This is a genomic window from Paenibacillus sp. DMB20, assembly GCF_000987955.1.
GTDB lineage: Bacteria > Bacillota > Bacilli > Paenibacillales > Paenibacillaceae > Paenibacillus_AQ.
Genome location: NZ_LAZU01000018.1, coordinates 55,937 through 75,749 on the forward strand (window position 1 = coordinate 55,937; position 19,813 = coordinate 75,749).

Below are 19,813 nucleotides of genomic sequence, written 5' to 3' on the forward strand. Positions count from 1 at the left end.
GCGACATTCTTACACAGCCTTAACATTCAGGAGTTATGCTTGGATTATGCTCAATAGGATAATCAGGAGGAATATTAAAATGACACAAGTGATCAACTTTGCGCATCGGGGAGCATCCGGCGTATGTCCGGAGAATACGATGGCCGCCTTCCGAAAGGCGCTTGAACTGGGAGCGACCGGAATCGAAACCGATGTGCAGATGACCAGGGACGGCCGACTCGTTCTCATCCACGACGAATTATTAATTCGGACAACGGGAACCGCGGGCTTGGTAAAGGACCATACGTTTGAAGAGATTCAAAAGCTGGACGCGGGTTCATGGTTTGGCGAGCCGTTTAGCGGCGAGCGCATTCCGGCGCTGGAGGAGCTGTTGGATCTGACGAAGGATCTGGATACGATCGTCAACATTGAGCTCAAAAACGGGGCCGTCCAATATCCGGGGCTTGAGGACAAGGTCATCGCCTGCGTGCGAAGCTACGGGATGGAAGAACGCGTGGTCATTTCCAGCTTCAATCATTATTCGCTCGTAAAATGCAAAGCGATTGCTCCGGAAATCCGCACGGGCATTTTGTACATGGAAGGTCTTTATAAGGCTTGGGAATACGCCGCCACGGTTTCGGCCGATGCGCTGCATGCTTACAAATTGGCCGTCCTGCCGGAATGGGTGGAGGAAGCCCGAAATGTGGGCATCGCGTATCACCCGTTTACCGTGAACGATCCCGGGGAAATGAAGCGGCTGATTCAGGCCAAGGTGGCAGGAATCATTACCGATTATCCCGATGTGCTGAAAAGTCTGCTTCAGGATGAAGGAGCGTGAATAGGTGAAAAAAACGTGGCTGCTCGGATTCGGCTTTTTCAGCATCAGCATTACCTGGGCATTATATAACGCCTTTGTGCCTTATTTTTTGGAGGATTACATATCAAGCGTTGCGCTTATCGGTTTTTTCATGACCATCGATAATTATTTTGCTCTGTTCTTGCAGCCATGGATAGGAAGCCGGAGCGACCGCACCGATACCCGCTTCGGCCGCAGAATGCCTTACCTGCTTATCGGCATGCCGCTCGGCGCCTTGTTTACCGCGATCATTCCGTTCCATAACGGGCTCTTCACGCTCATTCTGTTCATGATGCTGATGAACCTTGCGATGAGCCTGTACCGCTCGCCGACGGTGGCTTTGATGCCTGACATTACGCCGGAAAAGAACCGTACGCGCGCGAACGGGATCATTAACTTCATGGGCGGGATCGGATCCATCCTGGCGTTCGGCGTCGGGTCTATTTTATACAAAGCCCACGAATCGTTCCCTTTTGTAGCAGCGGCCTGCGTTACCTTGATCTCGATGTTTATTCTGCAGCGCTTTATTAAGGAGAAACGGGATTCGCCGGGATATGCGGCGTTAACCGGAACGAGGCCTAAAATTTCGTTCAAGGGACAGCTGAACCGGACGACCTTGTTTTTTGCTCGCGGCGATTTTTTTTCTGGTTTGTCGCCTACCAGGGGGTTGAAACCCTGTTTACGCTTTACGGGAAAAATGAGATGGGGCTAAGCGAATCGGCAGCTTCCTTCTCGCTTACGTTTTTCTCGCTTGCTTTTGTGCTTTTTGCCATTCCCAGCGGTTGGCTGGGGAGCCGGTTCGGAAAGAAGCGCGTTATCCTGATCGGCGTTACCGGTCTGCTGGTCGTTTTTGCGGCTGTTCCTTTTGTGGAGTCGCTGCTGATCCTTCGGATATTGTTGACCGTGGGCGGACTGTTCTGGGCCTGCATTAACATCAATTCCTACCCGTTTATCGTATCGACCGGCTCGGAAGAGAGCATCGGAACGCGTACCGGGATGTATTACCTCGTTTCGTCTCTCGCAGCGATCATTTCTCCGCCTCTGTTGGGCCAATTGATCGATGGTTTCGGGTATCCCGTCCTGTTCTATTGCGCGGCGGGAAGCATGCTGATCGCCTTGGTCTGCGTCTCGATGATCCGCCATAAGGAAACGGTCATGCATTCTGACGATTCACCTGCCGCGGCCGCATCCTAAGGAAACCGAGTCAAGCGGGACTCCGCCTTGTGAAAGTGCTTTCCCGCATTGACGGAGGGAGGCTTCAAAAGGTAGAATCTATAATCAGAAAATGAGCATGGGTGATTACGCCGAACAGAATGACGGGAGGTGATCCGCGGATTGACGACCATTTACGATATAGCCAGAAAAACGGGATATTCCCCAACGACGGTATCCAAGGCGTTCAACAATTACTCCGACGTCAGGGAGAAAACAAGGCGCCATATTCTGGAGACCGCGAAGGAAATGGGCTATCTGCCGAATGCCAATGCACGAAGCCTGACGACCAAACGTTCCTGGACGATCGGAATTCTGTTCGTTGAGGCGACCGGAGCGGGGATCAGGCATCCTTATTTCAGCGCCGTCATCGAAAGTTTCAAGAAGGTGGCCGTGTCCAAAGGTTACGACTTGATGTTTATTTCCAAGGACGTCGGCGGCCGAAAGAGCAGTTATCTGGAGCATTGCAAAATCCGGGGCGTTGACGGAGTGGCCGTGATATTGTCCAGCAATGACGATCCGGATTTTCAGGAGCTTCTGGACAGCGGGCTTCCCTGCGTAATTCTTGACGCTTCGCAGGGGCCGGTTCATGCGGTATATTCGGACAATGTTTCCGGCAGCATGAAAGCGGTGGAATATCTGCATTCGCTGGGTCACCGCCGCATTGCGCACATCTCCGGAGGTACCGGAACCTTTGCCGGAAGTACGCGGCAGCAGGGATACGAGGCGGCGATGGAAAAGCTCGGTCTCGAGATCGGGGAAGGATATATCGCGGACAGCGGTTTCTTTTCCATGGAAAGCGGTTATGACGCCATGAAGGTTCTGATGGATTCGGAGTGCCCGCCAACCGCGGTTTATGCCGCAGGCGATCTTCTTGCCTTGGGTGCCGTCCGTGCCGTTAAGGACCGCGGTTTGCGGGTGCCGGACCACTATTCCGTCATCGGTTTTGACGATATCGAGATGGCGAAGTACCTGACGCCTGCGCTGACGACCATCCGCCAGGATACGGATAGCTTGGGCCGTACCGCCGCCGATATTTTAACCGCCGCCATCGAGAACAATGGAGGAGCGGTCCAATCCGTCAAACTTCCCGTAGAACTTATCATCCGGGAATCCTGCCGTCCGCTTGAATGAGGAACAGGAAGGCAGGATCGCTTTTCGCCCATTTTCGAAACCGGTTTCGATTTATTGGACTCAATGAATTTAATGAATTACAACATTATTTAAGGAGATGATGGTTGTGCCAACCTATTCATTTGATCGGGAGACGTTTGTGATCGAAGAGTTTGACCAAGCCAAGCCTTTTTCCAGCTTTTTGCCCGGGATGGCAGGCTTGAAAGGAATTCCGATGTGGACTTTCTATGTGAACAGGGGGCAGGCCGTTTCCAGTTTCGGCATTCGGGATAAAAACTCTCCGATCATGGAATTTTCGCCGGCCAACATTACTTACAAGCAGGTTTCCGCCAATGGCTTCCGTACCTTCATCAAAATACAGGGAAAAGACGGAATATATGAACCGTTTCAATCGTTCCAACCGGATCCGGCAGCCCATAGGGTGATGCGCATCAGCCAGAATGAGTTGTCGATTCAGGAGTCCCATTCGAATAAAGGCTTGAATACCACGGTTTCCTATTTTCATCTCCCCGGCGAAGATTTTGCGGCCTTGGTCAGGGAAGCGGAAATCACCAACATCTCCGGCACGGCTGCGGCGCTGGAAATACTTGACGGGATGCCGGAAATTTTGCCTTACGGAGTGGAGAACGGCGGGTATAAGGAAGTGGGCAACCTTCTCCGGAGCTGGATGGAAGTGGGCAATATGGAGAACGGGATACCGTTCTACAAAGTCCGGTCAAGCACGCACGATGAGGCCGAGGTGAGCGAAGTCAGCAGCGGCCACTTTTATCTCTCGTTCAGTCGGGAGGGGGCGCATCATTCGCCGATCGTCGATTTTGAGCTTGTTTTCGGCGGCAACACCTCATTGTCTCATCCTGAAGGCTTTGCCGGAATGTCCGTGGATGAAATGCTGCAGCGACCTCAATATGCGGTTAACAAAGTGCCCTGCGGGTTCACAGGCTTGTCTTCCATACTGGAGCCCGGCCGATCGGTCAAAATTTATACGTTGATCGGGCATGTGAACGACATCCGCAAAATCAACGACAGGACGGAACGGCTGTGTTCCTTTGAATATATGGAGCGCAAACGGAAGGAAGCTGCGGCACTGACCCGGACCCTGACGGATGATATCGACACCCGGACGGCTTTTCCGTTGTTTGATGAATACTGCAGACAATCGTATCTCGACAATTTCCTCCGCGGCGGTTACCCCTTTATTTTTGATAACGGAAACGAAGGCGCTGTGGTGCACCTGTACTCGCGCAAACATGGCGATCTGGAACGGGACTACAACTTTTTCTCGCTGGCGCCCGAGTATTACTCCCAGGGGAACGGCAATTTTCGGGATATGAACCAAAACCGTCGAAACGACGTGTTTTTCCATCCGATGGTCGGTTCTTTTAACGTCCGCATGTTTTTATAGCCTGATTCAGGCGGACGGATACAATCCGCTCAGCGTGGAGGGGACGAGCTTCCAAGTTGCCGAGGACCGCGGTGAAGACCTGCAAAAACTGATCCTGGCAGCGGCAGACGGAAACAGGGCGCAGCGTATGCTGGATGCGCTATGCAGCGGCAAATACACCCCCGGAAAAATCGTGAACGGCATTGCCGACCAAGGGATATCGCTGCGTTTAAGCGAAGAGCAATTTCTGAAGGAACTGCTATCGCTGTCCCGGCAGCATATCGAAGCCAGTTTCGGGGAAGGCTTCTGGTCCGATCATTGGACGTACAATATGGACTTGGTAGACGGATACCTGGGGATCTATCCGGATAAAAAAGAAGAGCTGTTGTTCGGCGACCCCGCCTATACGTTTTTTGACAGTCCGGTGTTTGTACTGCCTCGTTCCCAAAAATACGGTGTTTCCACCGGTAAAGCACGGCAATATGGAGCTGTCCGCGAGGATCATGAAAAGCTCGAGAAGCTCGGGCGCCGGAAAAATGGCACGGAATGGCTGCGGACCGAAGGAGGAAGAGGCGACATCTACCATACGAATCTGTTTGTGAAGATGCTTTCTCTATCCTTGAACAAATTCGCCACATTGGATCCCTACGGCATGGGCGTGGAGATGGAGGCGAATAAACCGGGCTGGAATGATGCCATGAACGGGCTGCCGGGATTATTCGGTTCGGGCATGAGCGAAACCTTCGAATTGAAACGGTTAATGCTCTTTATGCAGGAGGCCATTCGGCAGTTCGGGGATCAAGCGGTAGATCTGCCGGAGGAAATCGCCGATTTCCTGAAACAGGTTCATAACGGGGTCATGGAGCATGAGCGTGGAAGCCGGGATGATTTCCAGTATTGGGACCGGACGTCCTCGGCCCGCGAAGCGTACCGGGAGCGCATTCGCTTCGGCATCACCGGGCAAGAGAAGAAAACAGTTGTAAGGGATCTGGCGAATGTGTTCGATTCATTTTTGCGGAAAATCGATCTGGGCATCAAGCGGGCCGAAAACATGGGCGGGGGCGTGGTGCCTACCTACTTCCGGTTTGAGGCGGAGCGTTTTGAACGGCTTAAGGACGGGAACGGTGAGGATATGATGACCCCGTATGGGCTTCCGGCCGTAAAGGTAACAAGCTTTAAGGCCTTTGCCCTGCCGCATTTTCTGGAAGCGCCCGCAAGGGGAATGAAGCTGATGGACGATGCCGAGCAAGCAAAAGAGATGTACGACCGGATCAAAGCCACCGATTTGTATGACCGGAAGCTTGGGATGTATAAAACTTCAGTCAGTCTGAACGGAGAGGGAGACGAAATCGGGCGTATCCGGGCATTTACCGCCGGGTGGCTGGAAAGAGAGTCCGTGTTCCTCCATATGACTTACAAATACTTGCTGTCCCTTCTCAAAACAGGTCTTTACGGGCCTTTCTTTGAGGAAATCCGTTCTTCGCTGATTCCGTTTCTGGATCCGGCGGTGTACGGCCGCAGCACGCTTGAGAATTCTTCCTTTATCGCCAGCGGCGTGAATCCGGATCCGGGCGTACACGGGAGAGGATTCGTATCGAGGCTTAGCGGTTCTACCGCAGAGTTTCTAAGCATGTGGATTCTGATGATGGCCGGAAAAAGCATGTTCAGCTATGAAAACGGAAGGCTGGAGTTGACCCTGCAGCCGATCCTGCCGGGCTGGCTGTTCGACGAGCGGGGCGAGGTGTCGTTTAAATTCCTTGGCCGCGTGGCCGTGACATACCGGAATGAGCGCAAGGCGGACACGTTCGGTCCGCAAGCGGCCGTCGTCTCGGACATGAAACTGAGAGCAAGGGATGGCAGCGAGATTGCCGTGAAGGGGAACAGGGTCTCCGGGGAGCTGGCCGAAGCGGTAAGAAGCGGGGATGTCGTTTCCATTCAAGCAACCTTAAAGTAGCCCCAAAAGCCGTTCAAAAAAAAATCCGACAATTTCCCTGGTCATTATTTAAAAATGGTCAAACTCTTGGTACAATAGCGGAAGTCAAATATAAGGAGGCGTAATATGACACAAAAGATAAGAGTGGGGATTGTAGGATACGGTAACCTTGGCCGCGGGGTAGAAAAGGCCATCAAGCAAAATTCCGATGTTGAACTGACGGCCGTATTTTCCCGGCGCAATCCTGAAGGGGTAGCCTCGGAAGCGAAAGCCGTACATATATCCGAGTTGGAAAGCTACAAGGATCAAATCGACGTTCTGATTCTTTGCGGCGGTTCGGCTACGGATCTGCCGGAGCAGGGACCTGCATTGGCCGGCCGGTTCCATACCGTTGACAGCTTCGATACCCATGCCAAAATTCCGTCTTATTACGAAAGTGTGGATGCTGCCGCGCGCCAGGGCGGAAAAGTCAGCGTCATCTCGACCGGATGGGATCCGGGATTGTTCTCCTTGAACAGACTTCTGGCTGAAGCGGTGCTTCCGGAAGGCAAGGAATATACCTTCTGGGGCAAAGGCGTCAGCCAAGGCCATTCCGACGCGATCCGCCGCGTTGCCGGCGTAAAGAACGGCGTCCAGTACACCATTCCTCGCGAAGAAGCGGTTCAGCGCGTACGCAGCGGGGAGAACCCTGAACTCAGCACCCGCGAAAAGCATCTCCGCGAATGCTTTGTGGTTGCCGAAGAGGGGGCCGACCAAGCCGCGATCGAACGTGAAATTAAGGAAATGCCAAACTATTTTGCAGACTACGATACCATCGTCAACTTTATCAGCGAGGACGAGTTGAAGCGCGATCACTCCAGCATGCCGCATGGCGGCATGGTGCTTCGAAGCGGACGTACGGGAGAAGACAGCAAGCAAATTATCGAATTCGGGCTGACGCTTGACAGCAACCCGGAATTTACGGCTAGCGTGCTTGTGGCATATGCCCGTGCCGCCTATAAGTTGGGACAAGCCGGCGAATCGGGAGCCAAAACCGTCTTTGATATTCCGTTCGGAATGCTCTCGCCGAAATCGGCGGAGCAGCTTCGCAAGGAGCTGTTATAATAGAAGAAATGCCGCATTAATAAGGCTGGCGCCCGTTCCTTTAAGGAGCGGGCGTTTTTCTCTCGAAAAACGCCATCGTCCCCATTTCATAGGACAACGGAGCGTTTTTAACCCGGCTTCCGGCAGCCAATGGCAGGATAGGAGCATGGGACCTTGCGGCATATTGAAAACAAATCCATAATAATGAAGTGTGCATACATAGAAACCAAGCCCCAAACGGGGTTGACATGGAGGAATGTTGTGCAGCTTGTTGCCATGCTGACGATGCTGATTGATCATGTCGGACTTGTTTTTTTTCCCGGAGCAGGAATTGTGGAGAATTATCGGACGCATTTCTTTTCCGCTGTATGTTTATGCGCTGGTCCTGGGTTATGAGAGAACCTCGTCTCGCCCTCGTTATCTGTATCGTCTGGGAGTCATCGCCACGGTATCTCAAATCCCCTACCAGCTTGCGCTTAATCCTGACGGCCTGAATGTGGTTGTCTCTCTACTCGCCGGGGCGCTCGTATTGCAGGTACTGGAACGTACCGGATCTTTCCTGATGTCTGCCGTGATCGTAAGCACGGCGGGGGTTGTGATGGATCTGCTGCCATTTGATTACGGAGCCTACGGTCTGCTGTTGGTCGTGATATTCCGTTACGCCCGTTCGCACATGCTTGTCCTTTGGCACCTGATGCTCAACGTGCTGTACCTTTTCTTAAACGGCTGGGACTTGCAAATGTGGAGCCTGTTTCCGACCCTCATGATTGCCTACGGTCCTTGGATAGCGCATCGTCTTGAGAGCGTGAGAGTCAGCCCGTGGGTATGGAGATCCTTTTATCCGCTCCATTTGGCGGTGATCGCGGCGGTTCAATGGCTGAAATAACAGGGGTGGCAGATTCGAACGGAAAGCGGATACAGGTTTTGGTTCGATCACATGTTTTTTTGCGATTATCAATAGAACACCGGTTGATGGATGAGAGGAGAAGGGGTCATGCTGGAGGTTGGAATAGCCGTATGTTTGATCATGCTGGGGGCAGCGGGTTATTTGGCATACCGGAATTCAAGGTTGATTGCCGAAATGAAACAGGATTCATACATTCCGCCGCCTTCGTCTGAATATACCGTTTATATGACAACGGAATTTTCCGAAGAGGATCTGAAGACCCTGGTGCCGCTCGGGTTCATGGAATACCGGGATGCGGACGGCGTCAAGAAAGCCGGATTGTGCAGGATACGGCACGATAGCGAAGGCGATTTAAAGCTTGAGGAAGCGGGAATGATGCTCCTGCGCCATATCCGGCAGGCCCGTGAAAAAGGAACCTTTATTTCCTACCGCTCGGAAACGGAGGCTTTAACATCCGATGCCGAACGGAAAATGGCAGACCGTTTGGCGGAAGCCGCCGCGAAATGAAATAACATTACGAAAACGGGGTCAGATTCCCCTCCTGCAGGGTAATGAAAGGATAATGCCGAAAGGAGAATACCCGGATGAAAACGATAATAATCGGAAGGACATCGGTCTCCGTTCTTGCGGGCGATATTACGGTCTGGTCAGGCGACATCATTGTCAATGCGGCAAATTCCGGCCTTCTTGGCGGAACCGGCGTCGACGGAGCCATTCATCGGGCCGGCGGACCGGAAATCATGGAGCAATGCAAGGAAATCCGCAAACTGCAGGGGGGATGCCCGCCGGGGCATGCCGTCATCACGAGCGCCGGCAACCTGGACGTCAAACACGTCATCCATACGGTAGGCCCGATCTGGGAAGGGGGCGGGCATGGGGAAGAGCTTGTATTAGCGGAGTGTTACCGCAGCAGCCTGCAGCTTGCAAATGAGGTCGGTGCCAGCAGCATCGCTTTTCCCAACATCAGCACGGGGATTTACGGCTATCCAAAGGCTCCTGCCTGCGATATTGCGTTAAAAGCGGTAACCGAATATCTAAGGGAGGACCAAGCCGATAATCGGCTGGAGAGAGTTGACTTTATCTGCTTTGATACGGAAAATGCCGAATTATACGCTAATCGGCTGGACCGGTATGCATTGGGTTGAATTTGGCGGGATTCGGCCATAGAAGGTGTCCTTCGGATACCGTTCCATTAAAAGTAATTACATATGGTATTTGCCGTCCGGTTCGTTCAGCACCCATTCAAGCATCATGATCATATCCTCCAGCCGGGCGGCTTGCTGGTTTAGATTGCGGCGTTCCGCGCTTTCCTCTGGCAGAGGTTCAAGCCGGGCCTGAAGCATTTTCTTTTGTTGGGTCAATTCATTGATTTTGGATTGGATTTGATTCGCGGTTCTCATCGCTAACATCCTTTCGTATCGTTTGGGATCTAGTCTATTATACCTCCGGATGGGGCAATGTTTAACTATAGGCAATGCATGTACAAGGAGGGATTCGGATGAACATGAAAAAAAATCGCTGCCGACAAGGCTGTCGAACTCGTTAAAGATGGGATGAAAATCGGACTGGGCACCGGTTCAACCGCCTATTGGGCCATTTTGAAAATAGGCGAGCTCGTAAGGGCCGGCCTGCATATCCAAGCTGTGGCCACCTCCATCGCTTCGGAGAAGCTTGCCGTGGAGCAGGGGATTGCGTTGACCCCTTTGGAGCGGATCGGGCGGCTGGATCTGACCATTGACGGGGCGGACGAGCTGGATCCGCAGCTGCGATTGGTCAAAGGAGGCGGAGGGGCCCTGCTCCGGGAGAAGATCACCGCCTTTCACAGCGACAGGCTCATTATCGTTGCCGATGAAAATAAGGTTGTTTCCGTTCTCGGGGCCTTCCCTCTGCCGGTAGAAATCGTTCCTTTTGCCAAGGAGTGGACGAGTGAAGCGATCGAGCGTTTAGGATGCACCGTTCGCCTGCGAAGAGAAGACGGCGGCCAATTGTACAGGACCGATAACGGCAATTACATCGCGGACTGTCATTTTGATGTTATAAGTTCTCCCGAGCAGCTTCAAAAACAACTAAGCCTCATTCCGGGGGTCGTTGAGCACGGTCTGTTTCTTGGCATGGCAGACTTGGCGTATATCGGCCGCGCAAGCGGGGAAGTCGAGGTTTACCGTAAACAGGGCATTTAAACAGAGGATTGATTATTCGGAGGTAATGGTGGATGTCGCATAATTCAGAGCATGAAGAATTGTCATTATATTTGTTGGTGGTACTCGCCCGTGCCTATAACTCGGTCATGGGCCACTCCAACCGCAGCATCCAAAGCCACGGTTTGAATTCGACCGAATTCGGCGTGCTGGATGTGCTCTATCATAAAGGACCTCAGCCTCTGCAGAAGATTGGTGAAAAGGTACTGATCTCGAGCGGAAATATTACGTATGTCGTCGATAAATTGCAGAAGAAAAATTTGCTTGTACGCAGAGCCTCCTCGGAGGACCGCCGCGTGATATATGCAGAACTGACGGAGGAGGGGACCCGGCTGTTCGAACGTATATTTCCGGGACACAAAAAGAAAATCGAGGAAGCGGTCAGCGGACTGACCGAGGAGGAAAAGCGGCAGGCTGCGGCTTTGCTGCGGAAACTCGGCACAACCGCGCAGAACAATCCTTTGCGATAACATAATGAAACGAAAGGTGAATGGATATGATTAAGGATATTTCTTACCGGCTGGATGATTTGGAAGTCAAGGAGCTGCTTGCCTACGCCGTTTTTCCTGATCCGGAATCCCTGGAAACGGCCGTTGAAGCGTATCGTAAGCCGAATGGCCTTGAACTTTATGGGTATGAGGAAGAGGACGTTCTGGTTGGGCTGATCGGCGTCGATCTGACGGACAAGGAGATGACCATCAAGCATATAGCGGTTACGCCGGAAAACCGCGGCAAGGATTACGGACGCGGCATGATCATGGAACTGATGCTTCAGAAAAAACCGGATGTGGTCATTGCGGAGACCGATGAAGAATCGGTCGGTTTCTACCGCAGCATCGGCTTTCAGATTTACAGCCTGGGCGAACGCTTTCCTGGTGTGGAGAGGTTTCGCTGCGTGTACGAAGTGGAGGAAGAAGAAAGCTAACGGTCAATAACGACAGACCGGTACCCGCAGCACGATTGCCTGATTGCATATCGGATAGAGCTGAATAAGCATGATTTGAAAAGGACGCCGTAAGGCGTTTTTTTTTTTAGATATCAGAAAGTATAAACTTCGAAGCATGGGCCTTCCTGATCGCAAGAAAAACTTCCGCTAAATGCGGTCTGTCTTCTGAGAAAATACGTCGATAGACGTTTTTTCTTTTTGGTGAGGACGTATGGTAAATATTTGACATTCCATTTGGAAAGATATATAGTTTCAAGATGAAATAGTTTGAATATAAAACTACTTGTCCGGGAGGGAAACACCATTCATTTAAACAACGCGGAAAGCTGGATCAAACGTTACATCGACGCGGACATGAAGGTAAGCAGGCGCATTAATGCCGATATCCGCGAAGCGATCGGCATTGATATCACGAGGGAGCAGCACCAGGTTCTGTGCCTGATTCACAATCGCGAACGGTGCACGTCCACTTTTTTTGGCGGATGTTCTGTTTGTCGGGAAGAGCTCGATTACGTCCATTGTCAATCGCCTGGCGGAGCGGGGCTGGATAGAAAGGGAACGTGACGAAGGCGACCGAAGAGTCGTTTATTTGACGCTGACGGAGGAAGGCCGGAAAATCCACCGCAAGGCCGAGCTGCATCTCCAGTCGCTGGTGGCGTCTTATCTGACCCATTTCGATGAAGGCGAAGTCGAGCATTTTATTACGCTGTATGAGAAGCTGGCGATGCTTTTGCAGGAGCAGGGAGGGGAGCAGGGACATGAAAACGATACTTAAGGCTAAATGGGCGGTCATTGTTCTTTGGCTGGCCGCAACCGTTATATTGCTGTTTACCGCTCCGTCCATGAGCGATCTCGTCCGGGAGAAGGGACAGCTGCGCGTGCCGGACGGTTATACCTCGGCCCATGCCGCCGAAATCCTGAAAGAGATGAATGCCGACAAGGGCGGCGCGCATTTGGTTCAGTCCGCGATGGTGTTCTACGATGCTGACGGTTTGGGGGAAGACGGGAAGAACAAGGTGAAGCGGGCGGTCGCGGATCTGAAGGCCAATCGGAAAGAACTTGGCATCGACTCCATCATGAACCCTTTTGACGAGCCGGCTCTGGAAGACAAGATGATTTCCAAAGACGGAAAGACGATCATGATCGCTATCTCCGCAGACACCGATAAAATGCCCGTCAAGAAGCTTCGGGCCAAAATCCATGAATCCCTCGGGGATATCGGCGTTGATTATTATTTGACGGGAAGCGAGCTGATTAACGAGGATACGATTCAAGGCTCGGAAGACGGGCTCAAAAAGACGGAATATATTACGATTATCTTCATTCTCGTCATTTTGTTTGCGGTTTTCCGTTCTTTCGTGGCTCCGCTGGTTCCGCTCCTGACCGTAGGGATCAGTTATTTGGTATCGCAGTCGCTTGTGGCGTTTTTTGGTGGATACCGTGGATTTTCCGCTGTCTACCTTTACGCAAATCTTTATGGTGGCCGTGATGTTCGGGATCGGTACCGACTATTGCATTCTGCTGATCAGCCGGTACAAAGAGGAGTTGATGCGCCGGGAAAGCACGTCTGCCGCGATTGTGGAAACATACAGAACCGCCGGAAAAACGGTATTTTTCTCGGGGCTGGCCGTCCTGATCGGCTTCCTGTCCATCGGGCTGTCGCAGTTTATTCTTTACCGTTCGGCTGTTGCGGTGGCCGTCGGAATCGCGGTTATGCTCGCGGCGCTGTTTACGGTCGTCCCGTTCTTCATGGCGGTGCTCGGCAGCAAGCTGTTCTGGCCATCCAAGGGTTCGCTTGAGCATAAAGAAAGCCGCGTATGGGGCCTTGCCGGCTCGTTCTCGCTGAAACGCCCGCTTGCGGCGCTTTTGATTGTAGCCGCCATATGTTTGCCTTTCCTGGTCACCTATGACGGAAAGCTTTCTTTTAACAGCATGGAGGAGATCAGCGAGGATTATGAGTCCGTCAAAGGGTTTAATTTGATCGAAGCCGGATTCGGCGCAGGCCAATCCATGCCGGCTACGGTTGTGATAAAGAACGATGACCGGATGGATACGGGAGAATATATGGCTTTAACCGAAAAGATCTCCCGCGAACTGCTCAAGGTGAACGGGGTTGATGCCGTACGCAGCCTCTCCCGTCCGGCGGGGGACGAAATAAAGGATTTTCAAATCTCCAAGCAGGTGGAAACCTTAGGCGAAGGACTGGACCAGACGAACGGCGGCTTGTCCGAAATTCAAAAAGGGCTTTCCGAGGCCAGCAAGCAGCTGAGCCAGAACGAACCGAAGCTTAAACAGGCTGCCGAAAGCAGCGGCAAGCTGACGCAGGGAACCGCCGAGCTTAAGCAGGGCATCGGCCGGCTGGAGGATGCGCTAAGGAAGATTCAGGACGGAATTCAAAGCGGATCTGCCGGAGCCGGCGAGCTGAAAAGCGGCCTCCAGCAGGCGAAGAAAAGCGCGCAGCAGCTTGCGGCTGCCAATGAGCAGCTGCTTGGAGGATACCGTCAGGCAGCTCAAGGCGTAGGTGCCCTCGGCAAAGCCATGGGAGACGTCCAGCAGCAGCTGAACGGCGTTGCCCGGGCTTTAAGCGGGCTTGAGGCCTCCTTCGGACGATTGGAGTCGGCCCGGCCCGAACTGCTCCAAGACCCGGATTATTTAACGATCCGCGGAACGGTGGGCGAAACGGGCAAAGGGGCTTCACAGCTCGCTGCGGGACTGGGCCAGATGCAGAAGCAAACGGTGCAGGCGGCTGACGGCTTAAAGCAGGCCAACGAAGGTTTCGCTGCTGCAGCTTCCGGTCAAAAAGCATTGGCGGGGGGCTTCGACCGGCTGATCGCGGGAATATCGGCTCTGCAGAACGGACTTGATCAAGCTGCAGCCGGGCAAGGCCAGGTTGTAAGCAAACTGCCGTCCATTCAAGCAGGAATGACCCAACTGGAGGGTGGTCAGAAGCAGATTCAGGAAGGCTTTGGACAGCTGTCAGGACAGCTTGGAGAATTGACGGCGGGACTTGACAAGAGTGCCAAGGGCCTCGCCGAGATTAGCGGCGGCCTGAATTCGGCCCAGGATTACCTTACGCAAATTCAAAGCGCGCCGGACAAAGAACTGACCGGTTTCTTCATTCCGCAAGAGGCGCTCGAAAATCCGGATATGCAGCGCGCTTTCGACAACTACTTGTCGCCGGATCGAAAAATCATGACATTGGATGTCGTTTTTGACGGAAATCCGTATGCGGCCGAAACGCTCGGTAGCATTAAGAGCCTTGAGGATTCCGTGGCGCGTGCGGTCAAAGACAGCAAACTCGAAAACGCAGAGATCGCCATCAGCGGCGTAACGAGTACGCATGCGGATCTAAAGCGGATATCCGACGAAGATTACAGCCGGACGGTTGTCCTGATGCTGGGCGGCATTCTGCTCATTTTGATCGTACTGCTCCGCTCCGTCATCATGCCTCTGTATCTTATGGTCGCTTTGGTGGTTACGTATTACGTATCCATGGGAATGACGGAATTCGTGTTTGTGGATGTGCTCGGATATTCCGGCGTTACCTGGGCGACTCCGTTTTTCGGCTTTGTTATGCTTACCGCCCTGGGAGTGGATTACAGCATCTTCCTCATGGACCGTTTCAACGAAAACAAAACGATGGACGTACAGGAAGGCATCTACCATGCGATGCGGAATATGGGAACCGTAATTCTGTCCGCCGTCGTGATTTTGGGCGGGACCTTTGCGGCGATGTATCCGTCGGGGGTCCTGTCGATGATGCAAATTGCAACGGTCGTGCTTACCGGACTGTTCCTGTATGCATTGATATTCCTGCCTTTCTTCGTGCCTGTCATGGTCAAACTGTTCGGGCAAGCGAACTGGTGGCCTTTCGGCGTGAAGGATCAGGCGGAATCCAACCAATCGCGGGATATCCATCTTTAAAGATCATCAGTTTTAGCAACCGGGGCGGTATACCATGATGCCCGGCCATGCCGGAAGACGGGTATATCATTTGTTAAAGCGGCAGGCGGCCGAGTTTAAGCCGTCTGTCCTTTTTGTTTGCACGAAAAAAGGATAAGATGGATAAAGGTGTTTTTCGCAGATCATTCAATCCAACGAAAACAGCAGGATAATGACGGAGGTACGACAGATGAACGAGCGATTTTTAAAACAGCTGGACTTTATACGGGAAGTCGACAAGATGAAAGGCATCGTACGGCAAGCATACCTCATGGACGGGAGCAGAAGGGAAAACGACGCGGAGCATACGTGGCATATCACGCTGATGGCCTCCGTGATTGCCGAGCATGTTCCCGGGGCCCAGCCGGACCTGCTCCATGTATTGAAAATGCTGATTATACACGATCTTGTCGAGATCGATGCGGGAGATACGTTTGCTTATGACGTGAAGGGATACGTCGGGAAATTCGACAGGGAAAAAGCGGCGGCCGAGCGCATCTTTGGCATTTTGCCGGAAGACCAGGGCCGGGAGATGCTGAATTTGTGGCTCGAGTTCGAGGAGCGCGCCACGGTCGAGGCCAAATTCGCGAATGCCATCGACCGTTTGCATCCGATGCTGCACAATTTCGCTACGGAAGGCAAATCGTGGCGGGAGCATGGGGTGACGTCAAGACAAGTGCTTTCCCGTGCAGAAAGCATCACCGACTCCATCCCGGCGCTCGGCGAATGGACGAAAGAGCTGATTGCCGAAGCGGTGGAAAGAGGGTACTTGCTGCCTTAAGCCATGGCATTTAGCGCTTACATATTGAAAAACAGCCATAGACAGCCGATATATAAATTTAGAGGTGATTTCTATGGCAAAGAAGGGACAAACATTTCAATATTACAGCCTGGAAACCAAAAAAAAAGGCAGTCGCGATGCGGCTGGATGGAATGACCAAGAAAGAAGTTGCTTCGGCATTAGAGATTTCCGATCTCGGACGGCTGAAAATTTGGATGCGCAAATACCGGCAGTTCGGAGAAGAAGGGTTGATTGACCGCAGAAGACGGCCTGAGGACAACCAAGTCCTCCCGGTGAATGAAGGATCGGAATAGAAACGCGGTTGCCATGAATGTTCCTGTAGCGTACGGACCTAAGGTCCTGCGCTTTTTTTTGTGAGAGCGGAAAGTATAGTCCAGGCATGACTTTTGCACCTTGTCCATGAAAAGAAAACTTCCGATTCCCGAACGCCTCCGAAATTGGGCCCATTCATCATTCTTGACGACAAAAGGCAGTGGCCCAGTTCGTTTCGGACCGAAGGGCATAACATGTGGTATGTTCAAAAAAGGGAGGGATTAATGTGAGCGGAGTAGGTTACGGATATGCCTCTACTGTAGGTATCGTTCTGGTACTGTTTATTTTGTTGGTGATTATTACACGCGCATTCATCTAACCCTTACTTCAAACTTTGGTTGGTCTGGGCGAACCGCGCCTTGCTGACAAACCGGATAGGAACATGTTAGCCCCGCCGGGAGCCCGGCGGTTTTTTTTTCATATAGGCGTTTCATTCCAAGGGGTTGCAACATCTTCGAATTTGGGATTCATATGTGAGAATTCGAATTACTGCAGGAAAATAAAATTCGGGCGCCCTTTTCAGAGCGCCCTTCATGGGAGAGGAGAAACCGGACGAAGAGCTTATGGGGAAACGTAAGTCTTCTCCGCGGTTGTCTACGACATTTTTGATGTCGATAATTTTAGGATGCCCTTTCCAGCGCAGTCTATACCTGAAAATTGAAAAAACTTGGATGATCATCGAATCATTTTTATAAACGGGAGGATTGTGTTACGATAATCTCATAAAATGCCTTTTTTAAACGGCATTCTACACATTTAGACATGGAACGGGTGAGAGTTGCAGTGAGAGTAGTATCGGGAAGTGCCAAGGGCCGGCCGCTCAAGAGCGTCCCCGGCATGGGTACCCGTCCTACGACGGATAAAGTGAAGGAAGCGATATTCAGCATGATCGGCCCTTATTTTGAAGGGGGGGCCGCGCTTGATTTATTCGCCGGTACCGGCGGACTCGGCATCGAAAGTTTGAGCCGCGGAATCGACAAGGCGATTTTTATCGATATGGAACCGAAAAGCATCGAAACGGTCCGGGCCAATCTGAAGGCAACCGGCTTCGGCGACCGTTCGGAAGTTTTCCGGAACGAGGCGGGACGGGCATTAAAGGTACTGGAAAAGAGGAAATATCAATTTGATCTCGTTTTCCTCGACCCCCCTTACCGGATGAAAAACGGCGATGCGTTAATGATGGAAATGGCAACCAGAGGGCTGCTTCGCACAGGAGCCTTATTGGTGTTGGAATATGAGTCCGATTATGCCTATCCGAAAGACATGGAAGGCTTTCTGCATATGCGAACAGCCGAATACGGCGAGACCGCCGTATCGATATATAAATTCGAAGGAATGGAAAGAGAGCCGGAAACGTCCGGCGAGGAGGTACCGCATTCATGACAACAGAACAGCAAAGTACATATAGAATAGCCGTTTATCCCGGCAGCTTCGACCCGGTTACGATGGGGCACATGGACATTATTACAAGAGCGTCCAAGCAGTTTGACCTGCTGATCGTGGCGGTCTTGAATAACCTCAGCAAAAACCCCCTGTTTACCGTGGAGGAACGAAAAGACCTGCTTTCCCGCGTGACGTCCCATCTGCCGAACGTGCAAATCGACAGTTTTCGGGATCTGCTGGCGAACTACGTGAGAACAAAGAATGCGAACGTCATCGTCCGCGGCATCCGTTCCGTTACGGATTTCGAATATGAGCTTCAGCTTGCCTCGACAAACCACAAGCTGAATCCGGATGCGGAGACCATCTTTATGATGACCAACCCGAAGTACTCCTACCTCAGCTCCAGCCTAGTTAAGGAAATCGCCCATTTTAACGGGGACACCACGGATCTGGTAAGCCCAGAAGTTGATCTGGCGCTGCGGGAGAAATTCAAAGGGAACGCCGGGAGATAACCCTTGAAACGATCCAAAACAGGATCGTAAGCAAGACGAAAGTCAGGATCTGCCACTGCAGCAGGATGTGGAATCCGCTCCACAAACCAAAAAGCCGCTCCTGCAGCAGCGTTTCGTGCGGTACGGCTCCAAAGGCCGGAAGAACCGCTGCGGTCAGGGAGCCTGCCGGCTTCCATAAAATCAGGGTCAGGCAGAAGGCGTAGAAAGCATGCCATAGCCGTTTTATTGCAAAAACGCCCCAGGCGGGACCGCTTATTTTCAATGCGGACAAGCTTTGCAGTTGGGCACTGATTCCGCTCCAGGCAAGCACGGCGGACAGCAGGGCCATCTGCAAACCCAAGCCGGTAAAATAGCCTTCGCTGACGGCCTTGGCCCCGATATGCATTTCCAGCAGTCCGGCGGCGACAAATGGAGGGACAAGGGACAGAAAAAAACCGGAAAGCACTTTGACGATGACGGCAAAAATCATGATAAAGCCGCCGGTCATCATCAGGGTCTGAACCGAGCGGGAGACCGAATCCCCCAGAAGCCTTCCAAAGCTTCGGCCGTCTCTGGCCCGCGCCTCGGAAGCGGCAATTGCCGCCCGTTTCAGCATGGAAACCCGAGGGGAAACCAGTCCTGCCGGCTTGGAGAGGGAAGATTCTTCGATATTGCCGACCGGCGCTTTTTTTACGTTTAAGGGAATGGGTCCATCCAGCCAGAAGGCCTGCCGCCCAGTGAACGCCAAGAAGCAGGTAACCCGCGGCCGGCTGGTGAAGCAGACCGGTACCGATGACGACAAGGATGGTCATCGGGTTGCAGAAGTGTGACAAGGCGGCGAGCCTTCCCGCGTCCTCCGGACTTAAGTGGCCCTGTTTTACCATGGTTGCGGACGCTTGGGCCCCTGCGGGAAACCCTGCCGTCATGCCGGTAATGAGAACCCAGCCGCCTACGCCGGGAAGATTGAACGTTTTGCGCATGAAGGGGTCCAGAAATACCCCCGCCCCGTGCGCCCAGCCGTAAGCAAATATAATTTCCACCAGCACCAAAAATGGAAGCAGTGCGGGAAACACGATATTCCACCAAAGCTTTAAAGCCTGGAGAGAGGCTTGAAAGGCGGATTCGGGTGCGCTGACGACAGCCAGCACCAGCAGGAAGGCTGCCGCTCCGAGCAGAATGGTGGTCCACAGGCCGGAAGACCGGGTAACGGCGTTGCCTTTATTCATAAGGATTCTCCTCTCCGCGTAAACATGG

General features: G+C 52.6%; 22 protein-coding genes and 2 pseudogenes. 21 read left to right on the plus strand and 3 right to left on the minus strand.

The genetic code is table 11. The annotated features are described in order from the left end of the window. The first annotated feature begins 79 nt into the window (after window positions 1-79). The 10 genes from XI25_RS06460 to XI25_RS06495 all read left to right on the plus strand — a co-directional run bounded on the left by XI25_RS06460 (window position 80) and on the right by XI25_RS06495 (window position 9,630). Window positions 80-817: a glycerophosphodiester phosphodiesterase gene (locus tag XI25_RS06460; protein ID WP_046677889.1), complete on the plus strand. Its 738-nt coding sequence runs from the start codon at window positions 80-82 to the stop codon at window positions 815-817. 4 nt (window positions 818-821) lie between these two features. Continuing rightward, window positions 822-1,547, plus strand: coding sequence for an MFS transporter (locus XI25_RS34185; protein WP_235439695.1), 726 nt, complete (start codon window positions 822-824; stop codon window positions 1,545-1,547). After that, window positions 1,538-2,029 carry an MFS transporter gene (locus XI25_RS34190; RefSeq protein ID WP_235439696.1) on the plus strand — a complete coding sequence of 164 codons (492 nt, stop codon included), beginning with the start codon at window positions 1,538-1,540 and terminating at the stop codon, window positions 2,027-2,029. The genes XI25_RS34185 and XI25_RS34190 overlap by 10 nt, the downstream gene beginning before the upstream one ends. 141 nt (window positions 2,030-2,170) lie before the next feature. Further along, a complete protein-coding gene (locus tag XI25_RS06470) occupies window positions 2,171-3,181 on the plus strand; it encodes a LacI family DNA-binding transcriptional regulator (protein ID WP_046677890.1) in 1,011 nt (336 codons plus the stop codon). 106 nt (window positions 3,182-3,287) lie between these two features. Then, the gene (locus XI25_RS36130; RefSeq protein ID WP_327204734.1) at window positions 3,288-4,583 is read left to right on the plus strand and encodes a hypothetical protein; all 1,296 of its coding nucleotides are present in this window, start codon (window positions 3,288-3,290) and stop codon (window positions 4,581-4,583) included. A 34-nt stretch (window positions 4,584-4,617) separates the two neighbouring features. Next, window positions 4,618-6,516 carry a hypothetical protein gene (locus XI25_RS36135; protein ID WP_327204735.1) on the plus strand — a complete coding sequence of 633 codons (1,899 nt, stop codon included), beginning with the start codon at window positions 4,618-4,620 and terminating at the stop codon, window positions 6,514-6,516. A gap of 105 nt (window positions 6,517-6,621) precedes the next feature. Further along, entirely contained in the window at window positions 6,622-7,599 is a 978-nt protein-coding gene (locus tag XI25_RS06480; RefSeq protein ID WP_046677891.1) for a diaminopimelate dehydrogenase, read from the plus strand. A 277-nt stretch (window positions 7,600-7,876) separates the two neighbouring features. Continuing rightward, complete coding sequence (locus XI25_RS06485) at window positions 7,877-8,464, plus strand: TraX family protein (RefSeq protein ID WP_327204736.1); 588 nt, start codon at window positions 7,877-7,879, stop codon at window positions 8,462-8,464. Window positions 8,465-8,572: 108 nt separating this feature from the next. Further along, window positions 8,573-8,992: a hypothetical protein gene (locus tag XI25_RS06490; protein WP_046677892.1), complete on the plus strand. Its 420-nt coding sequence runs from the start codon at window positions 8,573-8,575 to the stop codon at window positions 8,990-8,992. 77 nt (window positions 8,993-9,069) lie between these two features. Beyond that, window positions 9,070-9,630: an O-acetyl-ADP-ribose deacetylase gene (locus XI25_RS06495; protein ID WP_046677893.1), complete on the plus strand. Its 561-nt coding sequence runs from the start codon at window positions 9,070-9,072 to the stop codon at window positions 9,628-9,630. A 57-nt stretch (window positions 9,631-9,687) separates the two neighbouring features. Here the strand turns inward: XI25_RS06495 and XI25_RS06500 are convergent, their stop codons facing one another. Continuing rightward, entirely contained in the window at window positions 9,688-9,885 is a 198-nt protein-coding gene (locus XI25_RS06500) for a hypothetical protein (protein WP_046677894.1), read from the minus strand. 114 nt (window positions 9,886-9,999) lie between these two features. Between XI25_RS06500 and rpiA the strand changes: the two genes are divergently transcribed. The 11 genes and pseudogenes from rpiA (at window position 10,000) to coaD (ending at window position 18,580) form a co-directional block, all read left to right on the plus strand. Beyond that, the gene (gene rpiA, locus XI25_RS06505; RefSeq protein WP_046677895.1) at window positions 10,000-10,665 is read left to right on the plus strand and encodes a ribose-5-phosphate isomerase RpiA; all 666 of its coding nucleotides are present in this window, start codon (window positions 10,000-10,002) and stop codon (window positions 10,663-10,665) included. A gap of 32 nt (window positions 10,666-10,697) precedes the next feature. Beyond that, window positions 10,698-11,153 carry a MarR family winged helix-turn-helix transcriptional regulator gene (locus XI25_RS06510; RefSeq protein ID WP_046677896.1) on the plus strand — a complete coding sequence of 152 codons (456 nt, stop codon included), beginning with the start codon at window positions 10,698-10,700 and terminating at the stop codon, window positions 11,151-11,153. Window positions 11,154-11,179: 26 nt separating this feature from the next. Then, on the plus strand, window positions 11,180-11,608 hold the full coding sequence (locus XI25_RS06515) for a GNAT family N-acetyltransferase (RefSeq protein WP_046677897.1): 429 nt from the start codon (window positions 11,180-11,182) through the stop codon (window positions 11,606-11,608). Window positions 11,609-11,896: 288 nt separating this feature from the next. Next, a complete protein-coding gene (locus tag XI25_RS34195) occupies window positions 11,897-12,193 on the plus strand; it encodes a hypothetical protein (protein WP_235439697.1) in 297 nt (98 codons plus the stop codon). Beyond that, window positions 12,105-12,404: a MarR family winged helix-turn-helix transcriptional regulator gene (locus XI25_RS06520; protein ID WP_235439698.1), complete on the plus strand. Its 300-nt coding sequence runs from the start codon at window positions 12,105-12,107 to the stop codon at window positions 12,402-12,404. The genes XI25_RS34195 and XI25_RS06520 overlap by 89 nt, the downstream gene beginning before the upstream one ends. Then, window positions 12,388-15,553, plus strand: a pseudogene (locus XI25_RS06525) (MMPL family transporter). The gene XI25_RS06520 and the pseudogene XI25_RS06525 overlap by 17 nt, the downstream one beginning before the upstream one ends. A 208-nt stretch (window positions 15,554-15,761) precedes the next feature. Then, window positions 15,762-16,352: an HD domain-containing protein gene (locus XI25_RS06530; RefSeq protein WP_046677898.1), complete on the plus strand. Its 591-nt coding sequence runs from the start codon at window positions 15,762-15,764 to the stop codon at window positions 16,350-16,352. A 137-nt stretch (window positions 16,353-16,489) separates the two neighbouring features. After that, the gene (locus tag XI25_RS06535; RefSeq protein WP_235439699.1) at window positions 16,490-16,666 is read left to right on the plus strand and encodes a helix-turn-helix domain-containing protein; all 177 of its coding nucleotides are present in this window, start codon (window positions 16,490-16,492) and stop codon (window positions 16,664-16,666) included. A 239-nt stretch (window positions 16,667-16,905) separates the two neighbouring features. Then, on the plus strand, window positions 16,906-17,004 hold the full coding sequence (locus XI25_RS31915; RefSeq protein WP_152669080.1) for a sporulation protein YjcZ: 99 nt from the start codon (window positions 16,906-16,908) through the stop codon (window positions 17,002-17,004). Window positions 17,005-17,468: 464 nt separating this feature from the next. Then, a complete protein-coding gene (gene rsmD / locus XI25_RS06540) occupies window positions 17,469-18,068 on the plus strand; it encodes a 16S rRNA (guanine(966)-N(2))-methyltransferase RsmD (protein WP_046677899.1) in 600 nt (199 codons plus the stop codon). Next, window positions 18,065-18,580, plus strand: coding sequence for a pantetheine-phosphate adenylyltransferase (coaD, locus tag XI25_RS06545; RefSeq protein WP_046677900.1), 516 nt, complete (start codon window positions 18,065-18,067; stop codon window positions 18,578-18,580). The genes rsmD and coaD overlap by 4 nt, the downstream gene beginning before the upstream one ends. On the opposite strand, the gene XI25_RS34200 is transcribed toward coaD, so the two are convergent. After that, window positions 18,558-19,307, minus strand: coding sequence for a hypothetical protein (locus XI25_RS34200; protein ID WP_235439700.1), 750 nt, complete (start codon window positions 19,305-19,307; stop codon window positions 18,558-18,560). The genes coaD and XI25_RS34200 overlap by 23 nt on opposite strands. 127 nt (window positions 19,308-19,434) lie before the next feature. Then, window positions 19,435-19,785, minus strand: a pseudogene (locus XI25_RS36140) (nucleoside recognition domain-containing protein); the annotation flags it as partial. Between the last annotated feature and the right edge of the window lie 28 nt (window positions 19,786-19,813).